This is a genomic window from Massilia sp. Root335 (assembly GCF_001425685.1).
Lineage (GTDB): Bacteria > Pseudomonadota > Gammaproteobacteria > Burkholderiales > Burkholderiaceae_D > Telluria > Telluria luteola.
This window is the reverse complement of the sequence record NZ_LMCY01000050.1, coordinates 84,505-94,570: the sequence shown is the minus strand read 5'-3', so window position 1 is coordinate 94,570 and position 10,066 is coordinate 84,505. Positions and strand designations below refer to the sequence as shown.

At 65.7% G+C, this 10,066-nt stretch carries 8 protein-coding genes; 7 read left to right on the top strand and 1 reads right to left on the bottom strand.

The window, feature by feature from the left end:
• The first annotated feature begins 205 nt into the window (after positions 1 to 205).
• From ASC93_RS26080 to ASC93_RS26065, 4 genes are all read left to right on the top strand, one after another.
• Positions 206 to 1,048, top strand: coding sequence for a slipin family protein (locus tag ASC93_RS26080; protein ID WP_056449695.1), 843 nt, complete (start codon positions 206 to 208; stop codon positions 1,046 to 1,048).
• A 59-nt stretch (positions 1,049 to 1,107) separates the two neighbouring features.
• Complete coding sequence (locus ASC93_RS26075; RefSeq protein ID WP_056449683.1) at positions 1,108 to 2,415, top strand: HlyC/CorC family transporter; 1,308 nt, start codon at positions 1,108 to 1,110, stop codon at positions 2,413 to 2,415.
• A 247-nt stretch (positions 2,416 to 2,662) separates the two neighbouring features.
• Positions 2,663 to 4,393 (top strand): type IV-A pilus assembly ATPase PilB, encoded by a 1,731-nt coding sequence (gene pilB / locus ASC93_RS26070; RefSeq protein ID WP_056449681.1) that lies wholly within the window; start codon positions 2,663 to 2,665, stop codon positions 4,391 to 4,393.
• Positions 4,394 to 4,402: 9 nt separating this feature from the next.
• Positions 4,403 to 5,641, top strand: coding sequence for a type II secretion system F family protein (locus tag ASC93_RS26065; RefSeq protein WP_056449678.1), 1,239 nt, complete (start codon positions 4,403 to 4,405; stop codon positions 5,639 to 5,641).
• 324 nt (positions 5,642 to 5,965) lie between these two features.
• On the opposite strand, the gene ASC93_RS26060 is transcribed toward ASC93_RS26065, so the two are convergent.
• Entirely contained in the window at positions 5,966 to 6,874 is a 909-nt protein-coding gene (locus ASC93_RS26060; protein ID WP_056449676.1) for a LysR family transcriptional regulator, read from the bottom strand.
• Positions 6,875 to 6,973: 99 nt separating this feature from the next.
• On the opposite strand from ASC93_RS26060, the gene ASC93_RS26055 reads away from it, so the two are divergent.
• The 3 genes from ASC93_RS26055 to ASC93_RS26045 all read left to right on the top strand — a co-directional run bounded on the left by ASC93_RS26055 (position 6,974) and on the right by ASC93_RS26045 (position 10,057).
• Positions 6,974 to 8,239 carry an SGNH/GDSL hydrolase family protein gene (locus tag ASC93_RS26055; RefSeq protein WP_082548352.1) on the top strand — a complete coding sequence of 422 codons (1,266 nt, stop codon included), beginning with the start codon at positions 6,974 to 6,976 and terminating at the stop codon, positions 8,237 to 8,239.
• Between the two features lie 39 nt (positions 8,240 to 8,278).
• The gene (locus ASC93_RS26050) at positions 8,279 to 9,103 is read left to right on the top strand and encodes an AraC family transcriptional regulator (RefSeq protein WP_056449674.1); all 825 of its coding nucleotides are present in this window, start codon (positions 8,279 to 8,281) and stop codon (positions 9,101 to 9,103) included.
• A 78-nt stretch (positions 9,104 to 9,181) separates the two neighbouring features.
• On the top strand, positions 9,182 to 10,057 hold the full coding sequence (locus ASC93_RS26045) for a DMT family transporter (protein ID WP_056449672.1): 876 nt from the start codon (positions 9,182 to 9,184) through the stop codon (positions 10,055 to 10,057).
• Positions 10,058 to 10,066 lie beyond the last annotated feature (9 nt).

Below are 10,066 nucleotides of genomic sequence, written 5' to 3'. Positions count from 1 at the left end.
TCCATGCAGCACCTCCGATGGTTTATCAGGTATCAGATTTCCGTCGGTTAAGGTAACCAACAGGAGGGCAATGACCTTGATTAAAAGCAAAACATTTCCCGTAGCCTGACGCGCATTGTCGACCGTATCGATCCGGGACGGGCAAGCGCGCACCTTGCCCGAATTCGGCGTATGCTTGGATCATCAAGCGCCGGCCATCGCCATCATGAACCCGGTCACATCGTTCCTGGTCTCCGTCAGCCTCGCCGTTGGCGCAGTCCTCACCTACTGGGTCAATCCACTGCTCGGATTGCCGTTCCTGGTCCTTGCCGCGATTATTGCGTTCTCGCTGAAGATGGCGAATACGTGGGAAAAATTCGTCATCCTGAGGCTGGGGAAACTCCACAGCGTCAGGGGTGCCGGCCTGTTCGCCATCGTGCCCGTCATCGACAGCGTGGTTGCCGTCATCGACGGGCGCATCCAGACCACCGCCTTCAACGCCGAACAGGCGTTGACCAAGGACACCGTCCCGGTCAACGTCGACGCCATCATTTTCTGGCACGTGCACGATGCCGAGAAAGCCGCGCTGGCGATCACGAATTACCGCGAGGCGATCGACCGGGTGGCCCAGACGTCGCTGCGGGAAATGATCGGCCTGTCGATGCTGACGGCGCTGCTGTCCGAGCGCAAGGAGGCGGACGCGCAGTTGAAGGAATCGATCGGCCGGAAGACGGCGCCGTGGGGGATCTCCGTCGGTTCGGTGGAAATCCGCGACGTCGCCATTCCCGTCGTGCTGCAGGACGCCATGTCGCGCCAGGCCCAGGCCGAACGCGAGAAGCAGGCGCGGGTCATCCTCGGCTCCGCCGAAGCCGCCATCGCCGGGAAGTTCGTGGAAGCGGCCGACATGTACGCCGGCCATCCGGCCGCCCTGCAGTTGCGGGCGATGAACATCATCTATGAAACGACGAAGGAGCGCGGCGCGACCATCCTGATCCCCAGTTCGATGGTCGACAGCCTGAACCCGTCGACCGCGCCTGTCTGGCCAAACTTGCAAGCCCCCTCCCCTTGACTTAGAATCGGCCTCTGCGCTGGCCTCGCCAGTTTCCCGACGATTCTTGACGGTGATCCTTGGAAACCGTACCACTTTGGGTGCTCATTCTCGCACTCGCCCTCCTGATCCTTTGCTCGGCCTTCTTCGCGATGGCGGAAACCGCCCTGATGGCGGCGAATAAATATCGCCTGCGCCATCTTGCGAAACGGGGCCACCGCGGCGCCATCACCACGTTGTGGCTGCTGGACCGCACGGACAAGCTGCTGTCCCTCGTGCTCATCGCCAATACGCTGATCAATGCGATGGCGACGGCGCTCGTGACCGCGATCGCGATCCTGTTCTTCGGCCACGCGGAAAGCGTGATCACGGTCGCCACGGCCGTCGTCGCATTCCTGCTGATCGTGTTCGCGGAGATCTCGCCCAAGATCATCGGCGCCACCTACCCGGAACGCATCTCGCTCGGCTCGAGCTATGTGCTGCGGCCACTGATGAAGGTGGCCAAGCCGGCCATCTGGTTCGTCAACCTGTTCGTGAAAGGCCTGTTGCGCCTGCTGCACATCCGCACCGCGGGCGTCGGCCATGCGGATGCCCAGCAGCGCCTGTCGCCGGAAGAGTTGCGCTCCGTCGTGCTGGAAGCGGGCAGTTATATCCCGCAAAAGCACAAGAGCATCCTGCTGAACCTGTTCGACCTCGAAAAGATATCCGTCGAAGACATCATGACACCGCGCCCCCAGATCGAGGCGCTGAACCTCGCGCTGCCCGTCGAGGACATCAAGGCCGAGCTGACCACCTGCTACCACAACAAGCTGCCAGTGTACGAAGGCGAGATCAACCGCATCGTCGGCATCCTGCACGTGCGCAAGGCCGTCGCGCTGCTGAACGAGGAAGACGACCTCACGATCGAGCACTTCCGCGAACTGTTGACGGAGCCCTATTTCATCCCGCAAGACACGGGCGTCTTCACGCAGCTCCAGTATTTCCAGGAAAACAAGGAGCGCCTCGGCATCATCGTCGACGAATACGGCGAGGTGCAGGGTCTCGTCACGCTCGAAGACATCATCGAGGAAATGATCGGCGACTTCACGACGTCCACACCGGGCGCCGCGCGCAGCGATGCGATGGCGTGGAATGCCCAGGGCGAAGTGCTGCTCGAAGGCACGACGCCGCTGCGCGACATCAATAAAAAGCTGGGTCTCGACCTGCCCCTCGACGGCCCCAAGACCGTCAACGGCCTGCTGCTGGAACAGTTGCAGGAAATCCCGGAATTCCCCATCGCCCTCAAGATCGGTCAGTGTGTGATCGAAGTCGTGCAAGTGCAGAATCAGGCCATCAAGGTCGTGAAACTGTTGCGGCCGGTCGCGGTCAAACGCTGGCTGGCAGCCTGATCGGGCTTGGCCGGCCGAGCGCCGCCGGCCACGATCCGGCGGTTTGCCCACGTCCTTGCACGAGGAATAACGATGTTGTTCACCCGACATTGCCTAGGTCGCACATACCATTTCGTCCACGTGGTATGCACGCATCTTTCCCCACGACAAAGTCTTGACCGATTAGATGCCTACGGGCATCATCGAGACCATCCGCCGGGGCCGTCCGTCCTGCCCGGCTTCTTGTCGTCCTTCCGACCCTGATCATATGGCAGCAGTCCTCCCCAACACCACCCCTGGCACTGCGTTGCCCGGGCTGGCGCGTGCCCTCGTGCAGGCGGGACGCTTGACGCTGCCCCAGGCGGACACGCTGCAAAAGAAGGCGTCGGCCGACAAGGCCGGTTTCATCGACACCCTGCTGGGTGCCGGCGCCGTCGACGCGCGTTCCCTGGCCGCCTTTTGCGCCGAAACCTTCGGCTATCCCCTCCTCGATCTCGCCACCTTCAGTCTCGAGTCGCTGCCCGTCAACGCCATCGACGCCAAGCTGATGCAGGCCCAGCGCGTCGTCGCGCTGGCACGGCGCGGCAACAAGATGTCGGTGGCGCTGTCGGACCCGACGAATACCCAGGCCTTAGACCAGATCAAGTTCCAGAGCGAATCGACGGTCGAGCCGGTGATCGTCGCCCACGACGCCCTGCTGGCCCTGCTGGCGAATCTCTCCAAGAGCGCCGAGCAGGACTTGAGCGAGCTGGTCGGCGACGAAGGCGAGATCGAGTTCGCCGAGGACGAGCCGCAGCAGACGCAGGCATCGGAAGCGGCCGCCGCCGAGGTCGAGGACGCGCCCATCGTGCGCTTCCTGAACAAGGTCTTGATGGATGCGATCACCCTGGGCGCGTCGGACATCCACTTCGAGCCCTACGAAAAGCAGTACCGCATCCGCCTGCGCGTGGACGGCGTGCTGCGCGACCACCTGGCGCCGCCGCTGTCGATCCGCGACAAGCTCGTCTCGCGCATCAAGGTGCTGGCCAAGCTCGACATCTCGGAAAAGCGCGTGCCGCAGGACGGCCGCATGCGCCTCGTGCTGTCGCCCACGAAGACGATCGACTTCCGCGTCAGCACGCTGCCGACCCTGTTCGGCGAAAAGACGGTCATGCGTATCCTGGACGCGACGCAGGCCCAGATGGGCATCGACGCGCTCGGCTACGACCCGGACCAGAAGGCCCTGCTGATCGATGCGATCACGCGCCCGTACGGCATGGTGCTCGTGACGGGCCCGACGGGTTCCGGCAAGACCGTGTCGCTGTACAGCTGCCTGAACCTGCTGAACAAGCCTGGCATCAATATCTCGACGGCGGAAGACCCGGCCGAGATCAACTTGCCGGGCGTGAACCAGGTCAACGTCAACGAAAAGGCGGGCCTGACCTTCCCCATCGCGCTGAAAGCCTTCCTGCGCCAGGACCCGGACATCATCATGGTCGGCGAGATCCGCGACCTGGAAACGGCCGACATCGCGATCAAGGCCGCGCAGACGGGTCACATGGTCTTTTCCACCCTGCACACGAACGATGCGCCGTCGACGCTGACGCGCCTGATGAACATGGGGGTGGCGCCGTTCAACATCGCGTCGTCCGTCATCCTGATCACCGCCCAGCGCCTCGCGCGCCGCCTGTGCACGTGCAAGCAGCCGCTCGACATCGGACGCGACACGTTGAAGGCGGCGGGCTTCCGCGACGGCGACCTGGACGGCGACTGGAAGCCCTACGGCCCCGTCGGCTGCGAGCGCTGCCTCGGCTCCGGTTACAAGGGCCGCGTGGGCATCTACCAGCTCATGCCGATCTCGCCGGCGATCGAAGCCCTGATCCTGGGCCACGGCAACGCAATGCAGATTGCCGCCCAGGCCGAGGCGGACGGCGTGAATTCGCTGCGCCGGTCCGGCCTCATGAAGGTCAGGCAGGGCCTCACCAGTCTCGAAGAAGTGCTCGGCTGCACGAACGAATAAGGATTCAACATGGCAACGACATCCGTCCCGGCACGCCGCGGCGCAAGCGCGCAAGTCAAGGAACACATCTTCGCCTGGGAAGGCAAGGACAAGACCGGCAAGACCGTGCGCGGCGAAATGCGCGCCGGCGGCGAGACCATCGTGAACGTGACCCTGCGCCGCCAGGGCATCATGGTCACCAAGGTCAAGAAGAAAGCTTATCGCAGTGGCAAGAAGATCCAGGACAAGGACCTGACCCTGTTCACGCGCCAGCTGGCCACGATGATGAAGGCCGGCGTGCCGCTGCTGCAATCGTTCGACATCGTCGGCAAGGGCCACGCGAACCCGTCCATGTCGAAGCTGATCATGGACCTGCGCGCCGACATCGAGACGGGCACCAGCCTGAACAACGCTTTCCGCAAATACCCGCTGTACTTCGACCCGCTGTTCTGCAACCTGGTCGGCGCCGGCGAACAGGCGGGTATCCTGGAAGACCTGTTGACGCGCCTCGCGATCTACAAGGAAAAGACGCTCGCGCTGAAGAGCAAGATCAAGGGTGCGCTGATGTACCCATGCGCGATCATGGCGATCGCCTTCATCGTCACGGCCGTGATCATGATCTGGGTGGTGCCGGCGTTCAAATCCGTGTTCTCCAGCTTCGGCGCGAACCTGCCGGCGCCGACGCTGATCGTGATGGGCATCTCCGACTTCGTCGTGCAATGGTGGTACATCATCTTCGGCTCGATCTTCGGCGCCCTGTACTTCTTCTTCCAGTCCTGGCGCCGCTCGCTCAAGATGCAGCAATTCATGGACCGTGTGCTGCTGCGTCTCCCCATCTTCGGCGAAGTGATACGCAAGGCCACGATCGCCCGCTGGACCCGCACGCTGGCGACGATGTTCGCGGCCGGCGTCCCGCTCGTCGAGGCGCTGGACTCGGTCGGCGGCGCGTCCGGCAACAACGTCTACCTGGACGCGACGAAAAAGATCCAGACGGAAGTCAGCACGGGCACGAGCCTGACGGCCGCGATGCAGAACGCCAATGTCTTCCCGAATATGGTCACGCAAATGGTCGCCATCGGCGAAGAATCCGGCGCGCTGGACGGCATGCTCGGCAAGGTGGCGGACTTCTACGAGGAAGAAGTGGACGAGGCCGTCAAGGCGCTGTCGTCGCTGATGGAGCCCCTGATCATGGTCGTGCTGGGCGTGCTGATCGGTGGTCTGGTCATCGCGATGTATTTGCCGATCTTCAAGCTGGGCTCGGTGGTGTAACGGAGGGGCGAGCAACTGAACGCCGGTGCGCCAAGGATTGCTCCCATTGTGAGCTACCGCACTGTGCTACAAGGCAATGGCTGATAAGTTGAGAACGAATGTTCACAACTTATCGGTAAATCTCATGCCCTCTTGCCCCGAATGCGGTTCCACCTATATACGCCGGATCGCGCGTACTCCCCTGATGCGCATCCTGTGGAGCAGCGAGCACATCCTGTGCAGCGACTGCGGGGAACGCTCGCTGGTGTTTCCAAAACTCAGGAAGTTCGTCACGAGAAGCCGGACGCCGGTCCGGCAGGCACGCATCAAGCCGAACAGCCCGCTTCATCCCTGACCCCGTTCGAACCCGGCCAACCCACCGAACTGCGCGACGGCGAAGCCGATGAACAACCTGGTCCGCAACGGCTGAAACTGCCGCGACGGATACAGCAGGTATAAATCCTGCGCCCGCGCCGACCACCCGTCCAGCACCCGCACCAGTTCTCCGCTGTCCAGCAAATCGCGGACCAGCCAGTCCGGACACACGCCGATCCCGCTGCCCAGCACAAGCGCGTCGCGTATCGCCAGCGCATTGTTCACACGGAAGCGGCTCGACACCGACAGCCGCGCCTGTTCGTCGCCGCGGAACAAGTCCACCGTATTGCCCGGCGTCCAGGCAAAGCGCACGAAATCGTGCGCGGATAACGCGTCCGGGACAACCGGCACGCCGCGCCGCGCGAGATACGTCGGCGCAGCCACCAAAAAGCGCGGCACCGTCGCCAGATGCCGGCCGATCGCATCCGGCGGCAAGGTTCCGCCCAGCCTGAACGCGACGTCGACGGCTTCCTCGACGAGGTCGACGAAGCGGTCGTTCAGGATCAGCTCGACGTCGATGGCGGGGTGGTTGGCCATGAATTGCTGCACCATCGCGTTGATGCGGAACTGGCCCAGCGCGACGGGCGCGTTGATCCGCAACAGTCCCGCCGCCTGCCCCGTCATGCCCTGGACGGCGCCCACGGCCGCGTCGAATTGTTCGATCACCCGTCGGGCGTCAGCGTGGAAACGCTGGCCCTGCTCGGTCGGCGACAGGCCGCGCGTGCTGCGCTCGAACAGGCGCACGCGCAATTGCCGCTCCAGCTGGGCCAGCCATTTGCTGACGGTGGGCTGCGTCGTGCCGAATTCGCGCGCTGCCGCCGAGAGGCTGCCCAGTTCCAGGGTGCGCACGAAGACGCGCATCGCGTGCAGGGTGTCCATCGTATTTATTCCATATTGGAATGAGTGTTCCAAGATCCTACCATCTTCTTCGCCGCTCCAGAATGACCTATCGTGAGCGCTCATCCAAAGGAGCTCACCATGACCCGACACAAGCCGCTCGCGGCACTCACCCTCGCCCTGGCATTCGAATCGCAACCCGCGCTGGCGGGCGACCACTGGCTCACGTCGTGGTACGCGGCGCCGCAACCCGCCTGGGACAGCAGTTTCACACTGCCGATGAACGTCCCGGCCCGCCTCGACGACGCGACGCTGCGCGAGACCGTCCGGCTGAGCGCCGGCGGACAACGCATCCGGCTCGTGTTCTCGAACCGGTACGGCCGCGAGCCGGTCAAACTCGGCGCCGTGCGCGTGGGGCCGGCCGACGACGCAACCAACAGCCGGACGCTGACGTTTTCCGGCCAGCCGGGCGTCGCCATCGCGCCGGGCGCCACGGTGACGAGCGATCCCGTCGCCATGCCCGTGCGGCCGCTGTCCCGGCTGGCCGTGACGACCCGGCTGCCCGCATCCACGCCCATCGCCAGCTTTCACTGGGGGGCGCAGCAGACTGTGCAAGTCACCATGGGCGGCGTCACCAGCCGCTTCGGAGGACGCCTGTTCCTGAACGCCGTCATGGTCGAGGCGGCAACGCCAGGCCGCACCGTCGTCGCCCTCGGCGATTCGATCACGGACGGCAACGGGTCGACGCCGGATGCGGATCGCCGCTGGCCCGACCTTCTCGCGGAACGGCTGGCACAGCACGGCATCGCCGTCGCCAATGCGGGTATCTCGGGCGGCAGGCTGGCGCGCGACGGCATGGGGCAGAGCGCCCTCGCCCGCTTCGAACAGGACGTGCTCGGCCAGCCCGGCGTGTCGGACGTGATCGTTTTACTCGGCATTAACGACATCGGCTGGCCGGGCAGCCCGTTCGCACCAGGCGAGCGCGCGGCCACGCTGGATGAACTCACGACTGCCTACCGGCAACTGGTCGCCGCGGCCCACGTGCGCGGCGTGCGCGTGACGGCGGGCACGCTGCCGCCGTTCGAGGGCGCCCTCGCCGGCACGCCGTACGCCGGCCACTACAGTCCTGAAAAGGACCGCCTGCGCCAGCAACTGAACCAGTGGATCCGCACGGCCGGCGCGTTCGATGCCGTCGTCGACTTCGATGCCGTCCTGCGCGACCCGTCCAACCCGCGCCGCCTGCGGGCTGCGTTCGATTCGGGCGATCATTTGCATCCGGGCGACGCAGGCTATCGGGCGATGGCCGCGGCCATCGATATCCATCGCCCATCGGCCACCGCCACAGACGGCCCGATGACGGGACATGTACGGCCCGCCGCCTTGCCTCGGCGGCAACTTCGCCCTTAAACTCGGCGTTCCGCCCATCCGCGTCGACGAGGGAACGCCATGTCCAGGTCCGGAAAGCCTGCCGATTTCACGATCATCCGTTCCGCGTTACCGGGCGTGGATGCCGTGGAAGCCCGCAGCGATCATGTGTTCGCCCGCCACAGCCATGAACAGTTCGGCGTCGGCATCATGCTGGCCGGCGGCCAGACTTCGAGCAGCGGGCGCGGCCAGGTAGAGGCACTGGCGGGCGACATCATCACCGTGAACCCGGGCGAAGTGCACGATGGCGCCCCTCTCGGCGGCGCGCCCCGGGCATGGCGCATGCTGTACCTCCCTCAGCCGCTCGCCAGTGCCACGGCAGCCGACCTGAGCGAAGGCGCCAGCCATGAGTACGCTTTCCATGACCCGGTCGCCCGCCATGCGGCGCTGGCCGCCTGTTTTCACCGCCTCTACGCGGCCGTCACCGCGCGCGGCGGCGGCGACTCGGCAAGCCTGTTGCGCGAGCAGTTGCTGCTGGAACTACTGCACGGCCTGCGAGACGATGGCGCGCGATCGCGGCGGACGCCGGCCACGGCCGCGATCGCGCATGCGCGGGCCATGATCGACGATGCGCCCGCTACCGCATGGCGTCTCGCCGACCTGGCCGGGGTCTGCGGGCTCAGCCGCTTTCAGCTCGTGCGCCAGTTCGCCGGAGCGACCGGGCTGACGCCCCATGCCTACCTGATCCAGCGCCGCATCGAAGTGGCGCGCGCCCTGCTCGCGCGCGGCGCGGCGCTGGCGGACGCCGCGGCGGCCAGCGGCTTCGCCGACCAGAGCCACATGACGCGCATCTTCATCCGCACCTACGGCGTCACGCCCGGCACCTACGCGGCGGCACTGGCGTAACACCGCCCGCAATTTCGTTCAATACCGGCGCCGCGCCGGCGGCTATCGTGCGTTCCCTGTCACCGAAAGGAGAACGTCGTGTCCGATAAAACCCTCGGCTATGTGTACCTGGCGCTGGCCATGCTGCTCGTCGGCAGCACCGTCGTGGCCAGCAAGATCGCCGCCGGCGCCCTGCCGCCGTTCACGGCCACGGCCCTGCGTTTCGCGCTCGCCCTGCCCTGTTTTCTCGTGCTGCTGCGCGTGTCCGGCACGCCCGTGCCGCGTCCCGGCAGGCGCGACGGGGCGATCCTCGTCCTGCAGGGACTGGCCGGCACCGCCGGGTACACGGCGCTGCTGATGGCGGGGTTGCGCGCCACGTCGGCGGCCGACGCCGGCGTCATCCTCGGCACGCTGCCTGTCGTCGCGACCGTCGTCGCCATGGCCCTGCTCGGCGAACGGCCGCGGCCCATGCTGCTCGCGACCATCGCGCTGGCGAGCGCCGGGCTGTTCGTGCTGCATCGGCAACCGGCGGGCACCGCGGCCGGTTCGATGTCCGGCAATACGCTCGTGTTCGGCGCCGTGCTGTGCGAAGCCTGCTTCATCCTGCTCAACAAGCGCTTGCGCGTCGCCGTGCCGCCCCTCGCCCTGTCGACGCTGATGAGCGCCATCGGCCTGGCCGCCTCCCTGCCGTTCGCCCTGGCGGAAGCGGCGTGGACCGCCCCTGTCGCGTCGTCCGCGCTGCTCGCCGTCGGCTATTACGCGCTGTTGCCGACCGTCGGCGGCTTCCTGCTCTGGTACGCGGGGACGGCCCGGGTCGGCGCGACGGAAGCGGCGCTGTTCACGGCGCTGGCACCGGTCGCCGCGCTGCTGCTCGCCGCCCTGCTGCTGGGCGAGCCGGTGGGATGGCGGCAACTGGCCGGCATCGCATTCGTCCTTGCGGCGGTGGGTGCGCTGGCCTTCGCCAATGAGCGATGAGGGTATGTT

Bases quoted from the DNA above. Each gene is read 5' to 3' on its own strand.
- ASC93_RS26050 (WP_056449674.1), top strand. From the start codon at position 8,279: ATGTCCAGGTCCGGAAAGCCTGCCGATTTCACGATCATCCGTTCCGCG.
- ASC93_RS26065 (WP_056449678.1), top strand. From the start codon at position 4,403: ATGGCAACGACATCCGTCCCGGCACGCCGCGGCGCAAGCGCGCAAGTC.
- ASC93_RS26060 (WP_056449676.1), bottom strand. From the start codon at position 6,874: ATGGACACCCTGCACGCGATGCGCGTCTTCGTGCGCACCCTGGAACTG.
- ASC93_RS26080 (WP_056449695.1), top strand. From the start codon at position 206: ATGAACCCGGTCACATCGTTCCTGGTCTCCGTCAGCCTCGCCGTTGGC.
- ASC93_RS26055 (WP_082548352.1), top strand. From the start codon at position 6,974: ATGACCCGACACAAGCCGCTCGCGGCACTCACCCTCGCCCTGGCATTC.
- pilB (WP_056449681.1), top strand. From the start codon at position 2,663: ATGGCAGCAGTCCTCCCCAACACCACCCCTGGCACTGCGTTGCCCGGG.